The 19900-nt window shown below is 71.3% G+C and carries 16 protein-coding genes; 6 read left to right on the top strand and 10 right to left on the bottom strand.

All coding sequences use genetic code 11. The features are described from left to right. Positions 1-175 precede the first annotated feature (175 nt). The 4 genes from GPA03_RS10520 to mtrA all read right to left on the bottom strand — a co-directional run bounded on the left by GPA03_RS10520 (position 176) and on the right by mtrA (position 5109). A complete protein-coding gene (locus GPA03_RS10520; protein WP_156252025.1) occupies positions 176-928 on the bottom strand; it encodes a ComF family protein in 753 nt (250 codons plus the stop codon). A gap of 90 nt (positions 929-1018) precedes the next feature. Continuing rightward, a complete protein-coding gene (locus GPA03_RS10515) occupies positions 1019-2728 on the bottom strand; it encodes an LpqB family beta-propeller domain-containing protein (RefSeq protein WP_156251921.1) in 1710 nt (569 codons plus the stop codon). Continuing rightward, complete coding sequence (mtrB, locus tag GPA03_RS10510) at positions 2725-4416, bottom strand: MtrAB system histidine kinase MtrB (RefSeq protein ID WP_241681229.1); 1692 nt, start codon at positions 4414-4416, stop codon at positions 2725-2727. The genes GPA03_RS10515 and mtrB overlap by 4 nt, the downstream gene beginning before the upstream one ends. A gap of 6 nt (positions 4417-4422) precedes the next feature. Further along, complete coding sequence (gene mtrA / locus GPA03_RS10505; protein ID WP_156251919.1) at positions 4423-5109, bottom strand: MtrAB system response regulator MtrA; 687 nt, start codon at positions 5107-5109, stop codon at positions 4423-4425. A 120-nt stretch (positions 5110-5229) separates the two neighbouring features. On the opposite strand from mtrA, the gene GPA03_RS10500 reads away from it, so the two are divergent. The 5 genes from GPA03_RS10500 to GPA03_RS10480 are packed head-to-tail and all read left to right on the top strand — an operon-like array spanning position 5230 to position 10662. Then, entirely contained in the window at positions 5230-6294 is a 1065-nt protein-coding gene (locus GPA03_RS10500) for a DUF7847 domain-containing protein (RefSeq protein ID WP_162458334.1), read from the top strand. A gap of 1 nt (position 6295) precedes the next feature. Beyond that, entirely contained in the window at positions 6296-6994 is a 699-nt protein-coding gene (locus tag GPA03_RS10495; protein ID WP_156251917.1) for a DUF4129 domain-containing protein, read from the top strand. Further along, complete coding sequence (locus tag GPA03_RS10490) at positions 6991-8163, top strand: DUF4350 domain-containing protein (protein ID WP_156251916.1); 1173 nt, start codon at positions 6991-6993, stop codon at positions 8161-8163. Before GPA03_RS10495 ends, GPA03_RS10490 begins: the two co-directional genes overlap by 4 nt. Then, the gene (locus GPA03_RS10485) at positions 8160-9347 is read left to right on the top strand and encodes an AAA family ATPase (RefSeq protein ID WP_241681227.1); all 1188 of its coding nucleotides are present in this window, start codon (positions 8160-8162) and stop codon (positions 9345-9347) included. Before GPA03_RS10490 ends, GPA03_RS10485 begins: the two co-directional genes overlap by 4 nt. A 22-nt stretch (positions 9348-9369) precedes the next feature. Continuing rightward, positions 9370-10662 carry a DUF58 domain-containing protein gene (locus GPA03_RS10480; protein WP_156251915.1) on the top strand — a complete coding sequence of 431 codons (1293 nt, stop codon included), beginning with the start codon at positions 9370-9372 and terminating at the stop codon, positions 10660-10662. Positions 10663-10665: 3 nt separating this feature from the next. On the opposite strand, the gene GPA03_RS10475 is transcribed toward GPA03_RS10480, so the two are convergent. Next, the gene (locus GPA03_RS10475) at positions 10666-11661 is read right to left on the bottom strand and encodes a stage II sporulation protein M (protein WP_156251914.1); all 996 of its coding nucleotides are present in this window, start codon (positions 11659-11661) and stop codon (positions 10666-10668) included. A 42-nt stretch (positions 11662-11703) separates the two neighbouring features. On the opposite strand from GPA03_RS10475, the gene GPA03_RS10470 reads away from it, so the two are divergent. After that, positions 11704-12573 (top strand): RDD family protein, encoded by an 870-nt coding sequence (locus tag GPA03_RS10470; RefSeq protein ID WP_241681225.1) that lies wholly within the window; start codon positions 11704-11706, stop codon positions 12571-12573. On the opposite strand, the gene nhaA is transcribed toward GPA03_RS10470, so the two are convergent. The 5 genes from nhaA to GPA03_RS10445 all read right to left on the bottom strand — a co-directional run bounded on the left by nhaA (position 12570) and on the right by GPA03_RS10445 (position 19885). Continuing rightward, a complete protein-coding gene (gene nhaA / locus GPA03_RS10465; protein ID WP_156251913.1) occupies positions 12570-13796 on the bottom strand; it encodes a Na+/H+ antiporter NhaA in 1227 nt (408 codons plus the stop codon). The genes GPA03_RS10470 and nhaA overlap by 4 nt on opposite strands. A 92-nt stretch (positions 13797-13888) precedes the next feature. Continuing rightward, on the bottom strand, positions 13889-15121 hold the full coding sequence (locus GPA03_RS10460; RefSeq protein ID WP_156251912.1) for an ROK family protein: 1233 nt from the start codon (positions 15119-15121) through the stop codon (positions 13889-13891). A 23-nt stretch (positions 15122-15144) separates the two neighbouring features. Then, complete coding sequence (locus tag GPA03_RS10455; protein ID WP_206673508.1) at positions 15145-17544, bottom strand: glycoside hydrolase family 2 TIM barrel-domain containing protein; 2400 nt, start codon at positions 17542-17544, stop codon at positions 15145-15147. After that, positions 17531-18211, bottom strand: a complete 681-nt coding sequence (locus GPA03_RS10450; RefSeq protein ID WP_156251910.1) for a YesL family protein — start codon at positions 18209-18211, stop codon at positions 17531-17533. The genes GPA03_RS10455 and GPA03_RS10450 overlap by 14 nt, the downstream gene beginning before the upstream one ends. Before the next feature lie 90 nt (positions 18212-18301). Further along, the gene (locus GPA03_RS10445) at positions 18302-19885 is read right to left on the bottom strand and encodes a DUF3502 domain-containing protein (protein ID WP_156251909.1); all 1584 of its coding nucleotides are present in this window, start codon (positions 19883-19885) and stop codon (positions 18302-18304) included. Positions 19886-19900: the final 15 nt, after the last annotated feature.

The following is a 19900-nucleotide window of genomic DNA, read 5'->3' as shown; positions in this document are numbered from 1 at the left end:
CCTCGTGCCGGGGTCGGTTCCGACTCCCAGCAGGTCGTTCACCGCACGGCCCACCCGCGCGGCTCTCGTGGTGGTGGCATCACCCCCCACTCCCCCGCCTGTCCGGCTCGGGGTGCTGTGGGGACCATGTCTTGACGCTAGTCCACGCACCTGGGAGTTCGCTGGGTTTCTTTGCTCAGGGCTGACAATTCGATGACCCGGCACCCGGTGGCGCGGTGACCGCGAGCACCACGGCTCCGACCACCGAACCGCCGGCCACCCGCAGCGCCTCCGCGCAGGCCGCGAGCGTGGCTCCGGTGGTGACCACGTCGTCGATGACCATGCACACCGCCCCGCGTGGCAACCGCCCCCGGCACCGCACCGCACCCGCGCGGTCCCGGCTCCGCGCGGCGGCGCCCAGGAGGTGGTCGCCGCCGCTGCGGCGGCGCAGCGGGTCGACGACGGCGACGGGCGCCCCCGTGACTCGCGCGACCCCCTTGCCGAACGCATCGGCGAGCTCACCGACCACGAACCGACCCGCGCGGCGGCGAGCGGCACCCGAGGGTGCCGGCACCACGAGAACGGGACCGGTCGCCGTCGGGCGCTCGATCTCGGTCATCACCGAGGCCGCACGCTCCATCGCCTCCGTGAGCGGCCGCGCGAGGTCAGGTCGGCCGCCGGACTTCCAGGCGAGCACCGCGTGCCGCACCGGTCCGGCATAGACGCCGAGCGCCCAGGTGGGCAGCGGGGCGCGCTGCGGCTGCGCGGGCAACAGGTCCTGGGTGCCGAGGTGCAGCGTGAGCTCCTCGCAGCGTCGCGGCTCGCCGAGCAGTGCGGCGCAGCGGCGGCAGAGCGCATGATCAGGGCGCCCGCAGCCGGCGCACTGCTGCGGCAGCACGAGCCGACCGACGGCGCGAAGGACGGAGGGAAGGCGCGCGGACCGATGCATCACCTGGCCCAGCATCGCGATCAGTGCCGGCGCGGGCTGGCGCCGGCACAGGGTGCTGTGGACGACGCCGCATCGGCGTGCGCCTGTGGATCAACCGGCGAACGTCGGTGAGGCCGCCGGGCCGTCGATCTTGCGCCAGCCGTTGCCGCTGCGACCGTAGAGGTCACCGGCATCGGTCACGAGGAACAGCTCACGCCGGCCGTCACCGGCCGCGATCGACACCGCCCCCTGGACAGAGGGCAACGGGGCCGTCCGGCCGCCGACGCCGACCAGCAGCACCGTGAGGTCGCTGTCGCCGTCGACGCCGAGCACGCCCAGCTCCACGTCGTCCACCCACACCAGATCGCGCAGGCTCGTCAACGACGCCCCGATCGGCTGCCCCTGCGAGATGGCCACCGGCCGCCCGTCACCATCGCGCTCGATCGCCGAGACGTAGACCACGACCGAGGTGCTGCTCTGCACCGCGTAGGCGAGCCGTGCGCCTTCCCTGCTCACCCTGAGCGCCACGACGTCGACGCCGACGAGGTCGGCGGCGGCCACCGTCTCGATCGCTCCGCTCTGCGGGTCGATCACCGTGAGCTCGCCCGGGTTCGTCCCGGCGCCGGTCGGGCCGGTCCACACCCAGCCGTGCACGTCGTAGGAGGGTGCGAGCAGCCGGCCACCGGGCGCGAAGAGCGCCGTCGGCTCGGCTCCGCCCTCGTTGAGGGCGACGATCGAGGTCGACTCGACCAGTCCGACGATCGGGCCGGACTCGTACGGTAGCGCGAGCGGTCCCAGGCCCGCAGGCACGCCGTGGTCACCGCTGAGGTCGCTGATGCTGTTGCCGCTGAGCAGCCCGAGGCCCTCGGGGATGAGCAGGACCGGCCCGCGTGCGGGCACCGGCGTGATCGTGATCGGCGCGAGCGACTCCTCGATCTCGAGGATGTTCCCCTCGACGCTGATCTGCACCCGGTTCACCTGACCGAGCTGCCGGAGCGTCTCCGCCAGCTGTCGCTGGGCGTACGCGCGGTCGACCGCGCCCGCGGACAGGAACTCGGGGCTGAGCGCCACGGTCGCGACCCGGTCCGCGATCTCGATGCCCTCGATCGCGAGCTGGGTGCCGCCGGGGAACGCCGTGACGACAGCGGGTGAGCTGAGCCAGTCCGCAGGGCCGCCGAGGAGCGACCTGACCGAGCCGAGCACGGTCTGCGAACGCGGCAGCCAGCGCAGGTCCGGCACGAGGCGAGGTTCCTCGTTGCCGCTGAGGAAGTAGATCGGCACCTCGCGGTACTGGGTCCCGAACGTCACCTCGCTCATCAGCACGCCCTGCTCGAGCTGGCTGATGCGCCACTGGTCACCGGCGATCTGGATCACCTGGAACTGGAGCTCCTGCACGGTGCCGGGAAGAGCCTCGGTGTACGTGCCGTCCGGCGCCACCGTCGCGACCACGGCTGCCGTGACGGTCACGGTCCTGCCGACGGCGCCGGGGACCTGGTCGTCGAGCACCACCTCGAGCGGCTCGGCGTCGGAGTACACGGTGACACCACCGAGGGCGTTCCACTGCGCCGCACCCGCCGTCGTCATGAACTCGTGGGCTCGGCCGAAGTCGTCGCCCAGCCCGAAGCTGGCCGCGAGCAGGAAGCCCTCGACGATGTCGTCCGGTTCCGCGTCCTCGGCGGGGCCGGGAGCCACCAGCTCGAGGCCGCCGTCCACCGGCGGACCGTCGTGCCCCTGCTGGATCCCGCTCTCGGTGGGCAGCGAGAGGCACCCGCTGAGCGCAACCATGACGATCGCCGCCAGGGCAAGCAGTCGGCGTCTCATTCGCTGACCTCCACCATGAAGTCGTCGGGCAGCGCGTGCGGGCCTGCCGGGTCACGCTCCTCCACCGGGTCGGACTGCTCGCGCGGCGGCACGAGCGGCAGCGGGTGCTCGCGCACCTCGAGACCGGCACGCAGCGGCAGCGTGAGCCGGAAGGCCGCACCCTCGCCGGGCGAGCCCCACGCCTCAAGGGTGCCGCCGTGCAGATGCGCGTCCTCGAGCGAGATCGCCAGGCCCAGCCCGGTCCCGCCGAGCGTCCGGGTCCGGGCGGGGTCGGCGCGCCAGAACCGGTCGAACACCCGCGCGGCCGCGGCCGGCGTCATGCCGATGCCGTGATCGCGCACCACCACGGACACGGCGCGCGCGTTCGCAGCCATCGTCACCTCGATCGGCTTGCCCTCGCCGTGCTCGACGGCGTTGACCAGCAGGTTGCGCAGCACCCGCTCGACCCGGCGGGTGTCCATGTCGACTCGCACCGGGACCTCCGGCAACGTGCGCGCGACCGGCGACCCGCGCTGCTCGGCGAGCGGCTCGACGATGTCGATGACCCGCTCCACGGCGACCACCATGTTGGTCTCCTCGACCTCGAGAGTGGCGGCACCGGCGTCGAACCGGGAGATCTCGAGCAGGTCCGCGAGCAAGGACTCGAAGCGGTCGAGCTGGGTGGCGAGCAGCTCGGCGGACCGCGCCTCGATCGGCCCGAAGTCATCCCGTGAGGCGTTGAGCACCTCGCTCGCCATCCGGATCGTCGTCAGCGGCGTGCGGAGCTCGTGCGAGACGTCGGAGACGAACCGCTGCTGCATCTGCGAGAGGTGCGCGAGCCTCTCGATCTGGTCCTGGATGCTCTGCGCCATCTCGTTGAACGATCGGGCGAGCACCGCCAGCTCGTCGACGCCCCGCACGGTCATACGTTCGTCGAGCAGGCCGTCCGCGAGCCTGCCCGCCGTGTTGGCGGCCTGCTGCACCGGGGTGAGGACCTGCTTGGTCAGGTACCAGGTCATCACGAGCAGCAGCAGCACCAGTGCGAGCGCCCCGACCAGCAGCACCCGTTGCAGCAGGTCGAGGGTGGCCTGCTCCTCACTCAGGCTGTACACGAAGTACAGCTCGCTCGCCCCGACGAGCGGCAGCGTGACCATGGTGCCGGCGGCGATGCCTGGAACCTCGCCGTCCCCGGTCTTGATGGCGACGGCCTGCCACATCTGCCTGTCCCCACCACGGACCGCTTCGCGCAGCTCGGCGGTGATCAGCGCGCGCTGGTTGTTGTCCGAGGCCAGCTCAGGAAACTGCGTGCCCTGCCCCGGCGGGCGCAGCAGCAGCACCGACGCAGCGCCCGCGGTGGTCGCGAGCGAGTTGAGGACGTCGTACCCCAGCACCACGACGTCCTGGGAGCGTGCGGCGTTCGAGTTGTCGAACGCGCTCTGCGCCTGCTCGGCGCGCACGGCGGCGTCGGTGAGCACCTCGTCGACACGGGCGTCGTAGAGGGAGTCCCGCACCTGCCCCGACAGCGCCGCACCCAGGGTCAGCAGGGCGACGAGCCCCACCGCCACGGTGGTCACCGAGACCCGCACGCGCAGCGAGCGCTGCCACGCGCGCGCCAGCACCCGTAACCGGACGCGGGTCCGCCGCCAGGCGAGAAGAGCCCGGCGACGCAACCGGTCCTGCCAGGGCGGCGGGACGCGCCGGTCAGCCACCGCCACTCATCTCGTCGGCGGGGCTCCGGCCCGGTAGCCGACGCCGCGCACGGTCACGACGACCTCGGGGTTCTCCGGGTCCTGCTCGACCTTGGCCCGCAGCCGCTGCACGTGCACGTTCACCAACCGGGTGTCGGCCTGGTGCCGGTATCCCCAGACCTGCTCGAGCAGCACCTCGCGCGAGAACACCTGCCACGGCTTGCGCGCCAGCGCGACCATCAGGTCGAACTCCAGCGGCGTGAGGTTGATGACCTCCTCGCCCCGGGTGACGCGGTGCCCGGCGACGTCGACCACGAGGTCACCGATGAGCAGCCGCTCCGTCTCGGGCTCCTCGTGCCGGCGGAGCCGCGCCCGGATCCTGGCGACCAGCTCCTTGGGCTTGAACGGCTTGGCGATGTAGTCGTCCGCGCCCGCCTCGAGGCCGCTCACCACATCGGTGGTGTCACTCTTGGCGGTCAGCATGATGATCGGGACGCCCGACTCGGCACGGATCTGCCCGCACACCTCGATGCCGTCGATGCCCGGCAGCATCAGGTCGAGCAGCACCAGGTCCGGCTGGCTGGACCGGAACACCTCCAGAGCGCTGGTGCCGTCGTAGCTGAACACCGGTTCCAGGTTCTCCGACTGCAGGACGATGCCGATCATCTCCGACAGCGCGGCGTCGTCATCGACAACCAAGACGCGTGGACTCATGGCCCCATGTTCCCACCCGGCCGCCACTTCTGCGCACGGGCAACGCCGGAGCATCCCGCCGCGAGGTCCGCGGTGCGTGCGAGGATGGGCCCGCGTGACGAGATGGGAGCAAGGGGAACAGTGAGCACACCGACGCCGCCGCCGAGCGACCAGGGGCCCGACGGTCGCCATGCCGGCTGGGGCGATGCGCCGCAGGTGCCGAGCTATGGAGCACCGGAGCCGCAGGCCTACGGGCAGTTCGGAGCCCCGGACCCGCACCCGATGCTGTCGGTCGCGCAGCCGGGCATCATCCCCCTGCGCCCGCTCACCATGGGTGAGATCTACGACGGCGCCTTCAAGGCGATCCGCGCCAACCCGGCCGTGATGTTCGGGCTGGCGGCGGCCGTCGTCGCGCTCGTCACCATCGTGCAGGGTGCGCTCACCTGGGGGCTGACAGAGGATCTCAACCGGTTCGCGAGCCAGGTCGACCCGACGACGCAGGACCTCGACGAGCTCTACGGCACCCTGACCGCCTCGCTGCTCCCGAGCCTGGCCGCCGCCGTCGTCAGCTTCATCGTCACCACCGCGCTGAACGGTGTGCTCATCCACAGCATCAGCCAGTCGGTCCTCGGCCGCACGCTGCCGCTCGGGGAGCTCTGGACGCTCGTTCGCCCGCAGCTGCTCAAGCTGATCGCGCTCACGCTGCTGATCAGCGTCCTGGCCGCGGTCGCGATGATCGTCGCCTTCGTCCCGGCGATCGCCGTCGGGCTCGGCACCGGCGACATCGGCGCGACCCTGGGGCTGACGGTGCTGGGCATCGTCCTCATGATCCTCGCCCTGCTGTTCGTCATCGTTGCCACGGTGCTGGCCACGCCGGTGCTGGTGCTCGAGCGCTCCGGTGTGCTGACCGCGCTCAAGCGCTCCTGGCAGCTGACCCGCCACTCGTTCTGGCGGATCGCGGGGATCTACCTGCTCACGAGCATCCTCGTGGCGATCGTGGCTGGCATCGTCTCGGCACCGGTCGGGTTCCTCGGCGGCATCGTGGGGCCCACCGGCCTGACCATCGCGCAGCTCGTCGGCGCGATCATCGCCTCGTCGCTGACGACACCGTTCTTCGCCGGCGTGATCGCGCTGCTCTACATCGACATCCGCATCCGCCGCGAGGGCCTGGACGCCGAGCTCGCAGCAGCGGCAGCCCAGGGCTGACGTGCACGGTCCGGGTGCGCTCCGCCCAGCGGATGCTCTGGTCCCGCGCGAGCCTCCGCTGCTGCCGGGGGCCGACGAGGCGCGTGAGTGGGCCGAGCGTGAGCTGGCCAAGTCGATCTACGACACCTCGCCCACCTTGTGGGACAGGGTCCTCGACTGGCTGCGTGACCTCTGGAACAGGATCTTCGAGGCCAACACGACGCTCGGCCCGGTCCTGATGCCTGTGATCGTGCTGCTGGTGGTGGCGGCCGTGGTGGGGATCGCCCTGCTGATCGGTGGCCCGATCCGCCGGCGCCGGTTGCGGGAGGGCCAAGGAAGCGTCGAGGTGCTCGACGGCGACGAACGCACCTCCGCAGCCCTCAGGGCCGCTGCGGATGCCGCGGCTGCCGCGGGCGACCACGCCACCGCGGTGCTGGAGCGCTACCGCGCGATCGTCCGCTCGCTCGACGAGCGCGCGGTGCTCGAGGACCGCCGCGGTCGCACGGCGCACGAGGCAGCCGTCGCGGCCGGCGCCCGGCTCGCGCCCTGCGCAGCCGACCTGCGGCGTGCCGCCGAGATGTTCGACGGCGTCTGCTACGGGAACCTCGTCCCGGTGGCCGACGACGACGCCTGGCTCCGAGAGGTCGACCGCACGGTCGCGAAGACCCGCCCCTCGCGGACCGGCGACCTCTCCGACAGCGAGCTGGTCGCCCCCCGATGACCGCCACCCCCACGATCGTCGCTCGCGGTCACGCCGCCGGTGAGGAACCGCCTGCACCGACGTCGCCCCAGGGACGCGGCCGTCGCAAGGCGCTCATCGTCGCGATCCTGGCGCTGGTCGTCGTGGCCGTGATCATCGGCGTTGCCACGCAGCGCTCCACCTCCGACATCCCTCTCGCGCCCGACAACTCCGACCCGGGCGGAGCCCGCGCAGCTGCCCAGGTGCTCGAGCAGCAGGGTGTCGACGTCACCTTCGTGACCACCACGGCAGCGGCGGTCTCCGAGGCCGAGGCAGGCAGCACCCTGCTGGTCGTCAACCCCGGCAGGCTGCGCCCCGTCCAGCAGGAGGCGATCGCCGGGGTCGAGGCCGACATCGTGCTCGCGAACATCGGCGGTGGCACGTTCGACTCCCTCACGGACGCGGTCGAGGTCGAGGGCTATGCCACGCGAACCAACCGGGTGGCGCACTGCGCCGACGAGCATGCGCAGGCAGCCGAGAGCATCACGGCGGGCGGGGCCGTGCTCACCGGTGACGTGGAGGGTTGCTTCGAGGCCGAGGGCGGTTCCCTGTACGCCACCTGGACCGAGGGCGACCGGGCCTGGAGTGCCATCAGCGATGGCTGGATCATCTCGAACGAGGGTCTCGCCGTCGCCGGCAACGCCGCCCTGGTGTTCCGCACCCTCGGCGCGCACGATCGCCTGGTCTGGTACGTCCCGGCCTCCGACGACACCTTCGGCATCGACAGCGAGGGGCTGCTCGACCAGTTCCCGCTGCCCGGCCCGGTCGTCACGATGCTGCTGCTCGTCGGCGTGGTCCTGGTGCTCTGGCGCGGCCGCCGGCTGGGCCCGATCGTGGTCGAGCCGCTCCCGGTCGAGGTCAGGGCCAGCGAGACCACCCGCGGCCGTGGCCGCCTCTACCGACGCGCCGCTGCCCACGCGCACGCCGCCTCGGCCCTGCGGGCGGGATTCGTGGCCCGGGTCGCCGGGCGGGTGGGGCTGCCGAGCCACGCCGGACCGGATCAGGTCGTCGAGACCCTCGCCCGCGCGAGCGGGCGAGGCCCTGAGGCGATCAGCGACGTCCTCTACGGAGCACCACCGACCACCGATGAAGGCCTGAGCGCCCTCACCCAAGCCCTCGACACCCTCGAGAGAGAGGTTCAGCGCGCATGACGCAGCCGTACCAGCCCCAGCAGCCCTACCAACCGCCCCAGCAGGGTCAGCCTCAGCAGGGCAACCAGCAGCCCTACGCCTACGGCCCGCCGCAGCAGCTCTACGGCTACGGCCAGCCGCAGGACGGCGCCCAGCAGGGTCAGCCGGGCGGGCAGGCGCCGCAGGGCTACGGCGCACCACCGCAGCAGCCGGCACCGCTGGCCCAGCCGGAGCTCCCCGCCGAGGATGGCCCGGGCTCAGCGGCACGCACCCGGCTGGCGAGCCTGCGGACCGAGGTGGCGAAGGCCGTCGTCGGGCAGGATGCCGCCGTCACCGGCCTCGTGATCGCGCTGCTGTGCCGCGGTCACGTGCTGCTCGAGGGCGTGCCCGGCGTCGCCAAGACGCTGCTGGTGCGCACCCTCGGCGCATCGCTGGACCTCGAGATGAAGCGCGTGCAGTTCACGCCGGACCTGATGCCTGGTGACGTGACCGGCTCCCTGGTCTACGACGCGCGCACGTCGGAGTTCTCCTTCCGAGAGGGCCCGGTCTTCACCAACCTCATGCTCGCCGACGAGATCAACCGCACGCCCCCGAAGACCCAGGCGTCGCTGCTCGAGGCGATGGAGGAGCGTCAGGTCAGCGTCGACGGCACGCCGCGGCCGCTCCCGGACCCGTTCGTGGTGATCGCCACGCAGAACCCCGTCGAGTACGAGGGCACCTACCCGCTCCCCGAGGCCCAGCTCGACCGGTTCCTGCTCAAGCTCGTGCTCCCCCTGCCCGAGCGCGGTGACGAGATCGGCGTGCTGCAGCGCCACAGCGACGGGTTCGACCCGCGCAACCTCGCCGCTGCCGGAGTCTCCCCCGTCGCAGGGCCGGACGACCTCGCGCAGGCGCGCGAGGAGGTGCGCCAGGTCCAGGTCGGGCAAGAGGTGCTCGGCTACATCGTGGACATCTGCCGTGCGACGCGGACCTCGCCCTCGCTGTCGCTGGGCGTCTCGCCGCGTGGTGCGACGGCGCTGCTCGCGACCTCGCGTGCCTGGGCGTGGTTGAGCGGGCGCACCTTCGTGACGCCCGACGACGTCAAGTCGCTCGCGCTCCCGACGCTGCGGCACCGCGTGCAGCTGCGTGCCGAGGCCGAGCTCGAGGGCGTGAGCACCGCCTCGGTGCTCGAGGGCGTGCTCGCGACCGTGCCCGTGCCCCGCTGAGCGCTGAGGACGACGAGCTGACATGGCGATCTCGTGGCGAGCCGTCGCGCTGGCGGCACTCGGGCTGATACCCGTGATGCTGCTGCCGCAGATGGCGACGGTCGGCACCTGGGTGCTGATCTGGGTCGCGGTCGTCGTCGGCGACCTCGCGCTCGCGGCCGCACCGCGCAAGGTCGTCGTCACGCGCTCGCCGCTGCCGTCGGTGCGGCTGACCGAGTCGGCCACCTCCACGCTGACGCTCGTCAACGCCGACAGCAAGCGGCTGCGCGGGATCGTGCGCGACGCCTGGCAGCCCACGGCGGGGGCGGTGGGCAACCGGCACGACCTCGACATCCAGCCAGGTGAGGCGCGCCGGGTCAGGACCGCGCTGCAGCCGGTCCGGCGTGGTGACCTGCTGCCGCACCGCGTGACGATCCGCGCCTGGGGTCCGCTCGGGATCGCGGGCCGCCAGCGGTCGATCGCGGTTGCGGGCACGCTGCGGGTGCTGCCGGAGTTCAGGTCGCGGCGGCACCTGCCGTCCCGGCTGGCGCGCCTGCGTGAGATGGACGGCCGGAGCGCGGTCAACGTCCGCGGCCCCGGCACCGAGTTCGACTCGCTCCGCGAGTACGTCATGGGCGACGACGTCCGCGCGATCGACTGGCGCGCCACCGCTCGCCGTCAGGAGATGGTGGTCCGCACCTGGCGGCCCGAGCGCGATCGCCGCGTGCTGATCGTTCTCGACACCTCCCGGCTGTCGGCAGCGCGGCTCGGTGACGCGCCACGGCTCGACGCAGGGATCGAGGCGTCGCTGCTGCTGACGGCGCTGGCCACGCGCGCCGGCGACCGGGTCGAGCTGCTCGCCGTCGACCAGCAGGTCCGTGCCCGGGTGAGCGGCACGCACTCGTCCGCGGTGATGTCGACGATGGCGGCCGCCGTCGCCCCCGTCCATCCGCTGCTCGTCGAGCCGGACTGGACGCTGGTCGCCCAGCTCGTGCGGGACCGGCTCTCGCAGCGCGCGCTCGTGGTGCTGGTGACAGCGGTCGAGGCCAGCTCGGTCGAGACCGGCCTCGTGCAGGTGGCCGCGACGCTCGCCGCCGACCACCAGGTGGTCGTCGCCTCCGCGACCGACCCCGAGGCCGAGGCGCTGCGGACCAACCGCGAGACCACGGCCGACCTCTTCGACGCCGCGGCCGCCGAGCGCGCGAATCTCGAGCGCCGCGGCGTGACCATGGAGCTGCGCCGCGCGGGCGTGGAGGTGCTCGAACGCCTCCCCGACGACCTCGCCCCCGGCCTCGCCGACACCTACCTCGCCCTCAAGGCCGCCGGCCGCCTCTAGCTCTCAGTCGGCCATCGCGACGGTGTCGTCGAGGTGCTCGGCGCGCATGTCGCCGGTCTCGCCGTGGCGCACCGCGATGCGGCCGAGCACGAGCGTGTAGGTCCAGTAGGCCGCGAGCGCGAGCGCGCCGATGAAGATCTTGATCCCCGAGGGCAGGCTCGACGGCGTCACGTAGCCCTCGATGAGACCGCAGACCAGGAGCACCACCGCCAGCCCGATGACGAGCGTGATCAGTGCCCGGCCCTCTTCGGCCAGGGCACGCGAGCGCGTCCTCGGGCCGGGGCTGACCCAGGTCCAGAACAGCTTGAGGCCGGCACCGCAGGCGATGAAGATCGAGGTCAGCTCGAGCAGACCGTGCGGCAGGATCAGGCCGAAGAAGACCTCGAGCATGTCGAACTCGGCCAGTATCGCGCCCGCCTGCCCGACAGCCATCGCGTTGGCGACCAGCAGGTAGATCGGCCCGATCCCTGTCGGGCCGAGCGCGATGGCGCGCGCGGCGATCCAGGCGTTGTTGGTCCACACCTGGGTGGCGAAGACTCCCGGCTCGTAGGTCGAGTAGTAGGCGGCGAAGGCCTGCTCGGCGTAGGCCTGGCGCTCCGAGGGGGTGCCGAGCTGGGCCAGCAGCTCGGGGTTGCTGTAGGTCCACCAGCCGGTGGCCACGCCGATCGCGATGAACGCCACCGTCATCGCGACCGTCCACCAGCGCACGCGGTAGAACGCCGCGGGCACCGAGACCACGAAGAACCGGGCGACATCCCCCCACCCCGGCTCGTGCGCGCCCGCGATGAGGCCGCGCCCCCGGCTGAGGAGGTTCGAGAGCCGGGTGACGACCGTCGGGTCGGGCGCCGAGGTGCGGACACGCGAGTAGTCGGTGGCCGTGGCCTGGTAGAGGCTGACCAGCTCGTCGGCCTCGGGGCCGCTGAGTCGCCGGGACCGGGTGAGGTCTCGCAGCCGGTCCCAACGGGAGGAGCGCACCGCTACGAATGCGTCGACGTCCACGGCGCCAGTCTCGCACGGCGGCCGACCAACTACCCTGGGGCCGTGACCGCGTCGAGCATCTCGGGCCCGCAGGGCCTCATGGCGCCCACCCACGACCACGCCGCCGCCGGTCTGGTGATCACCGGCGAGGCCGTCGCGCTCGAGCTCAAGCCGGCGAACGTGGCCCACCGCCTGATGAGCGGTTTGCTCGACCTCGCGATCTACGGCGCCGTCAGCTTCGCGATCCTGCTCGGCCTCTCGCGGCTGGTGCAGAACGCCGCCCACGTCGGCATCCTCATCGTCGTCGTCTCCGTGATCTTGATGGTGGGGCTGCCCACGACCGTGGAGTCGCTCACCCGCGGCCTGTCGGCCGGGAAGCTCGCCGTCGGTCTCCGTGTGGTGAGGGACGACGGCGGTCCGATCCGATTCCGGCACGCGCTCGTTCGCGCGATGCTCGGTGCCGTCGAGATCTGGGTGACCTTCGGCACCCTGGCCGTGATCGTGGCGATCATCAACAAGCGCGGCAAACGACTGGGCGACCTGCTGGCCGGCACGTATGCGATCCGGGTGCGCGGCTCCGAGGAGGCTCACGCGCCGCTGCTGATGCCGCCCGACCTCGCGGCGTGGGCCGAGCTGGCCGACATCCGCCGCCTGCCGGACGAGCTCGGTCTCTACGCCCGCCTGTTCCTCACCCGCACCTCAGCGATGACCCCGCAGGTCCGCGAGCAACGGGCGCGGATGTTCGCGGCGTCGATCGAGCCCTACGTGTCGCCGCCCCCGCCCTGGGGCACGAACCCGGAGCGGTTCGTCGCGGCGGTGCTGGTGGCCCGGCGGGACCGTGAGTACCGCGCCGCCGTGGCCGAGGAGGCTCGGGCGTCCGCGCGAGCGGACCGCACCCACCGGCTCCCCTACGGGATCCCGGACATGTTCTAGGCAGCATCCCCGGCAGGGTCGGCGCTCCTGCGGCGTTCCTCGTGCCGCCGACCGCGCCACGCCAGCAGCACGCCGCCCACGAGCGCGGCGAGCAAGGAGGCGACGAGCACACCGATGATCGCGTGCTCGGCGTGCGGGCTCCCCTCGCCGTAGGCGAGACCGGCGACCAGCAGCGAGACCGTGAACCCGATCCCCGCCAGGAACCCGACGGCCGTGATGTCGGCCCACCGCAGCCCCGGCGCCAGCGAGACGTGCTGGAAGCGGCAGACCAGCCACGTGGTGAGCGTGATGCCGATCGGCTTGCCCAGCACGAGGCCGAGCACCACGCCCTGCGCGACCGGGTCCGCGACCGCAGCCCGCAGCGCCTCGGGAGCCACGGTCACCCCGGCGGCGAACAGCGCGAACACGGGCACGGCGAAGCCCGCGGAGATCGGTCGCCATCGGTGCTCGAGGCGCCCTGCGTGCGCGATCGGGACCACGAGCCCGAGCGCCACGCCCGCGATCGTGGCGTGCACCCCGGAGGAGTGCAGCAGCGCCCATGCGAGGACCCCGAGCGGGACCAGCACCACCCAGTGCGTCACGCCCCTGCGGAGCAGCAGCCAGAACACGAGCACCACGGCTCCGGCACCCAGCACCCAGAGCAGCTGGATGCCGTCGGAGTAGCCGATCGCGATCACGAGGATCGCGAGCAGGTCGTCGACGACGGCGAGGGTGAGCAGGAAGGCGCGCAACGCCGTCGGGAGCTTCTTGCCCACGATGCCGAGCACGGCGACCGCGAAGGCGATGTCGGTCGCCGTCGGGATCGCCCAGCCGTGCGGGGCCCCCGACTCGGCGGTGAGGTTGACGGCCAGGAACATCAGCGCCGGCACCGCCATGCCGCCGACCGCGGCCACCATCGGCACGATCGCGGTACCCAGCCGCCGGAGCTCACCCTCGACGATCTCGCGCTTGAGCTCGAGGCCGACGACGAAGAAGAAGATCGCGAGCAAGCCGTCGGAGGCCCACTGGCCGATGCTCAGGTCCAGGTGGAGCGACTCGTTCCCCACCCGGAGGTCACGCAGCGCGGTGTAGCTCTCCTGCCAGGGCGAGTTCGCCCACACCAGCGCGACCACCGCCGCGATCACGAGCAGCACGCCGCCCACCGACTCCCCGCGCAGGGTGTCGAGATAGTTCTGCAGGCCGCCTGGGGTCAGACGGCTGAACAAGGGCTGGCGGTTGCTCACGGCACCTCCGAGGTCGACGACGTCACGCCGACCAGACCTGCCGGCACACCTCCGCCGCGTCGTGCGGCCGCCTCGAGAGTAACGCTGCGCGCTCAGAGCGCGAGCGGTGTCCGAGTCGTGATCAGCCCCTCGTCGGCGAGGTACCGCTCGAGGGCGAGGGTCGCGACGCCGGTCGCGACCGAGTTGCCCCGCACGGTCGACATGGCGAGCTCGAGATCGCTCCCGGACAGCCCTGGTGCCTGCTCCCGCACGTGCTGGCGGACGGCCGGCAGCAGGTGCTCTCCCAGCGCCCACGCCGTCCACCCCGTCAGCGTCACCGCCTCGGGATTGATGATGGCGACGAGGTCCGCCAGCGCGGCTCCGAGGAAGTACGAGGTGCGGGCGATCGTCTCGCTCACGGCAGGGTCCGGCTCGTCGGCCTCGGCGGCAGCCGCCATGGCGCCGATGAAGTCGCGCTGGAGATCGATGTCGAGCAGGGCGTGCTCGGGGTCGATCTCGCGGAGCGTCTGCTGGATGCCAGGCACGCCGACGTACGCCTCCACGCACCCCGCCCGACCGCAGCGGCAGGGCCGGCCGTCGAGCACCAGCAGCGAGTGCCCCCACTCCCCCGCCGAGTTGGTGGCACCACGGGCGATCCGCGCCTCGAGCAGGATCGCGGCGCCCACCCCGGTACCGAGGTTCACGGTCACGAGGTTCGAGCAGAACCGCCCGCGTCCGAGCCACAGCTCCGCGGTGGCGATCGCCTTCAGGGGGTTGTCGATGACCAGCGGCAGTGCCACGCGCTCCCGTAGGTGCTCGAGGTCGACCGTTCGCCAGGCCCAGTGCGGCACCAGCACCGAGGGGCCGGCCGAGCTGTGCACCAGCCCCGGCAGCGACACCCCGACGCCGCGGACCTGGTCGCGGTCGACCTGCTCCTGCTCCAGCAGGCGATCGAGCGCCTCGCCGATCATGTCCACCATGAGGTCGGGAGCGAGCAGGTGCTCGTCACGCTCGATCTCCACGAAACCGACCTGGTTCAGGGCGGTGTCGAACAGGAACGCACGCACGTAGGTCTCGGCGACGTCGATACCCACCACGCTGCCGCCGGCGGGATTCATGGCGAGCGTCGCGGTCGGTCTGCCGACGAGCCCGAGACTCACCTTCGTCTCGACGAGGATGCCGACGGCGAGCAGCTCACCGACGACGGTCGCGACGGTGGCGGCGCTCAGACCCGTGACCTGCGCGATCTCGTTCCGCGTGATCTCGGACGATGACAGCACCACGTGCAGGACGTCGAGCCGCGAGTCGCTGCGGATGTCGCGGGCGGTTCGTCGGACGACAGCCATCTAGTCCCTCACCGCTCGCCCGCTCATGCCGTGCACTCGAGTGTCGCCGGCGGCAGCCCTGGAGCGCTGAGGCTGACGATAGTCCGTGCGGAGCACCGTACGAACACGACGAGGCGGCCGTCAAGGGTGGACCGGCTGGTCGAGCTGTACGGGGTGTTGTCCGCGAGGTCGCCGCTCTCGAGGCCCAGCAGCTCACCGCCCTCGACCTGCGCCGTGACGACGACGTCACCGCCGGCGACGTTCCCGTGCTCGTCGCGCAGCAGGCACTCCACCTGCACGACCGTGTCGCCACCGAGACCGATGGCCTCGACGGCGCGCGCGACCTCGGGTGGCGCCACCCACGGTGCCGCCTCGATCCGGACGGCCGGCCCCGGGGGTGACAGCTCGTCACGAGCGACGACGGCGCCGTCGCGCCAGGTCTGCAGCTCCAGCGGCGCGTCCTGGGCCGGGACGATGGCGACCCAGTACCCGTGCTCGTCGTCGCGGCGGAGCGGGATCTCCTCGCCCGCGCACGTGAGCGTGACCTGCTCGCCGTTGGCGAAGCAGAGGACCTCGAGGCGCTCACCGGCGCCGGTGCCCCACTCGCGGCGCAGCGGGTGGGTCCAGAAGGGTCTCGTGGCGCCGGCGTCCTCGCCCTGAGCGATCGGGCGGGTGGCGATGTACGCGACCGGCTCCTCGGACCACCAGCTCCGCCGCAGGTGCCAGGCGTGCTTCTCGAACCCGGCGACCGTGAGCAGGCCCGCCGGTGAGCCGTGCACCGGCCAGCCGTGCGCCTCACCCAGGTAGTCGATCCCCGTCCACAGGAACTGGCCCGAGATGTAGTCGTTGTCGGCGACGTACCGCCACGCCTCGTAGGTGTGCGAGTTCTCGCTGCCCAGCAGCGGCTTGTCGGGGAACCTCACGTGGTCCTCGGCGTACAGGTGCTCCTTGTAGTTGTAGCCGACGAGGTCGAGCGTGTCGATCAGCCCGGTGCGGCTGGACGCCTCCGGAAACGCCGCCCCGACCGTGACCGGCCGGGACGGGTCGCGGCGTCGCACGATGTCACCGAGGCGGTTCGAGATGCCGGTGAGCCGCCTCATGTCCGGGCGGCGCGGGTCGTAGACGCGCTCGGCCACGGGCTTGTTGGCATCGTTGTTGCCGGTCATCTCGTCGAACAACCGGCTGGCGTAGGGGTCGTTCGGGTAGTCGATCTCGTTGCCGATGCTCCAGGCGATCACGCTGGGGTGGTTGCGGTGGGCGTCGATCATCGCGACGAGGTCGCGCTCGTGCCACTCCGGGAAGTCCTTGGCGTAGCCCTGGTGCCGCGGCGGGTAGACGTTGTGCCCCTGCCACCACTTGTTCTTGGGGTTCTCCCACTCGTCGAAGGCCTCGTCGATCACGAACAGGCCGAGCGCGTCGCACAGCAGGTACAGCTCGGGCGCGTGCGGGTTGTGCGCCATCCGCACGGCGTTGCAGCCCATCGCCTTCAGCTTGAGCAACCGCCGCAGCCACACGCCCGGGGGCACCGCGTTGCCGAGGCAGCCGGCATCCTCGTGCAGGCACACGCCCTGGAGGAGGCGCGGCTCGCCGTTGATCGAGAACCCCACCTCGGGGTCGAAGACGAAGGTGCGGATCCCGACGACGTCGCGATAGCCCGCCTCACCGGTCCCGTTCTCCTGGGGCCAGGCCAGCGTCGTCGTGAGCCGGTAGAGGCCGGGCTCGGTGTCGGACCACAGGTCCGGGGAGGCGACCGCGGTGCGCACGTCGAGGTCCGCGGTGCCCCCGCCGGGCACGTGCACCTCGGTCTCGACCACGTGCGAACCGCCCGAGGTGAGCGCCACCAGCTCGTGGCGCACCTGCACGTGGACGTCACCGGCCAGATCGTTGGCCACGACCTGCTGGATCCGTACCGCGGCCTCGGTGGGATCGGCGGTCTCGGTCGTGAACGCCGTGCCCTCGGCGAGGCGGACCGGTTCGTGCACCTGGATCTCGACGTGCCGCGTGATGCCGGAGCCGTTGTACCAGCGCGAGTCGGAGAGATCGGTGTGCTCGACGCGGACGGCGACGACGAGGTCGTCGTCGGGTGCGTAGGACAGGATCTCGGTGAGGTCGAACGAGAACCGGGCGTATCCGGACGGCCGGCTGCCGAGGTGGTACCCGTTCACCCACACCGAGGCGTTCTTGTAGACCCCGTGGAAGACGATCTGCGCGTGCCTGCCGTCGAGGGTACCGAGGTCGCTGAGAGCGACGTGGGCCCGGTACCACCCGATGCCGCCCGGGAGGTAGCCGGTTCCGCTGGAGCACTCCGGCGAGAACTCCTGCTCCACGCTCCAGTCATGGGGGACGACGACCGAGCGCCAGGCGGAGTCGTCGTAGCCCTTGGCCCATGCGTCGGCGTCGTCGCCCAGGGTGAAGGCCCAGCGGCCGATGTCATGAGAGCGCACGCGCAGTTCCATCCTTCATGGCGGGATCGGGTGTGGATGTCGGGGTGTAGGTGTCGAAGATGCGGACGAAGAGCATGCCGGTGAGAGTCGCGATCGCACCGAATCCGAAGGCGAACCACAGCAGCCCGTAGACCGTCAGGTGCGGGTAGAAGATGGTGATCACGACCGGCAGCCCGAGGAGCGCGATCGCGCCGAGCGCGGTCAGGGGGTGCCGCCACGCCATCAGCCGCGCGTTGCGCAGCACCCGCGCCGTCGGGTCGTCGAACGCCGCCAGGTACGGGAAGGCGAACAGGGCCACCAGCACCAGCTGCAGCGCCAGCACGAACCAGGCGGCGAGCAGCACAAGCTGGCCGATCGGGCTGGTCACGAATGTCGTCACCACCACGTACCAGGCCGCCAGCACGCCCGCCAGCGCGAGGATCACGAGCGCGAGCACGCTGCCCTGTCTCGCGTTCTGCCGGAACGCGCGGAGGTAGTCCCCGGTCACCGAGTCACAGCGGCCGCGAACGATCTTCATCGCCGTCGAGCACAGCGCGGTCAGCGAGGCGCCCAGGGTGATGATCGGCAAGGACGTGGCGACGAAGAGCAGGTTGAGGAGCATCACGTCGGCGACGCGCGAGAGCACGCGCATGAGCGCCGAGTCGGCGGAGAAGACGCGAGTGCTCATGACGTCCTTTCGGGATCGCGACCTGCGGTGTCACGGGAGGGTCCAGGTGCGGGCGGGCGCGTGTGCCCGCCCGCACCTCGAGGGCGGGCCCTAGGCCTCCAGGGCCTCGATGTCGGCCTGGATGGACGCGCGGGCGTCCTCGTAGCCAGCATCAGTGAGCTTCTGGCGCATCTCGGCGATCGCGGCGGCGGGGTCGCTGAACTTGCCGTACTGCAGCTGGGGGATGTACTCGGACAGCACGGCACCCATCGCCGCGAGCGTCGACTCGATCATGGTCTTGTCGACCACCAGTCGCTCGTAGGGGTAGTCCTTGGCGTTGGCGTCGAGCGCGTCGAACATCTCCTGCTTGTTGTCCGGATCGGTCGCACTGGGGATCTCCAGCTCGTCCATGCGGCCGTACCAGAAGTTCGATCCGAGGGAATCGGTCGCAGGGTCGAAGCCCTCAGGCTGCGAACGCCTACCCTCGGCGTCGATGACGTAGTCCGTGCCCTCGATGCCGTAGTTGAAGAGGTGGTAGCACTCCTCGTCGTTGCGGAGGATGTCGTACACCGCCAGGGCCCGCTCCGGGTTGCGCGAGTTCGCACTGACCGCCATGGCGCCGTGCGTCTTGATGTCGCGGTAGTAGTTGTTGTTCTCCTTGCCCCAGTAGAAGAACTTGGGGTCGGATCCGGGCTGGTCGGTCGGCATCCTGTGCAGGATCCCGAGGAACGTCTGCATGTGGTGCTGGTCCGCGCCCGAGAGGCCGGCGTAGAACTGCTCCCGCGTGTCGCCGTCATAGTTGACGGCGTCCTCACGCCAGACACCGATGTCGTTCCACTCGCGGGCGAGCTCGGCCGCGGCGAGCAGATCGTCACCCTCCATGTAGTACGACGTCACCGCGGTCGGGTCGGAGGTGGTCGTGTGGAACGGGAAGTAGATGCCCGCCGTGACCTGCTGGATGACCTGGTACTCCGTGCGTCCCTGTACGAAACCGGTGAGGGCAGCCTCGTTCGTGCCCGCCACGTCCCAGGGGTAGGCCTCGGGCTGGTTGTCCTTGACCCATTGGAAGTAGGTCGTGAACTGCTCGAACTCCGTGATCTCGCCGTCGGGGATACCGGCCTCGGTGGCCCAGTCACCACGGTAGAAGAAGCCGTGGTTCGTCCACTGCGTGAAGTTGTCCTCCGGCATGAAGTAGATCATCCCGTCGTCCAGCTTGCACAGCTCCCAGTGACCCTCGCTGTCCACCTGCTCCCATGTCTGGGGCGCGTAGGAGCTGAGCATGGCCTCGTCCATCGGCAAGAACGCGCCCTTCTGCGCATTCTCCCAGGCGAAGAGCCAGTCGGTCGCGGTACCGATGAGGTCCACGTTGCTGTCACCGGAGAGCAGCTGCACGTTGTACTGCGTCTGCCAGTCTGCCCACTCGATGTAGAACAGCTCCAGCGAGGCGTTCACCTTCTCGGTCAGCTTGGCGTTGAGCTGCTCCAGCATGGCCTCGAGGCGACCATTGGTCGGCTTGTCGCCGAGCACCAGCATGGTCACCGTGACCGCCTCGCTGGTGTCGAGCTCGCCACCGCCGCCCCCGCCGGTGCCGCCCCCGTTGTTGCTGTTGCAGGCAGCGAGCGTCACGCCCGTACCGATGCCGAACGCGGCGAGTGCTCCGCCCTTCAGCAGGGTCCTTCTCTTGATGCTGGACATGTGGACTCCTTTGTC

Origin of the sequence: Pseudactinotalea terrae (assembly GCF_009733845.1) — a bacterium.
In the GTDB taxonomy this organism is placed as follows: Bacteria; Actinomycetota; Actinomycetes; order Actinomycetales; family Beutenbergiaceae; genus Pseudactinotalea; species Pseudactinotalea terrae.
Note: the sequence above shows the minus strand (reverse complement) of the source record. Positions and strands in the feature narration are given on the sequence as shown.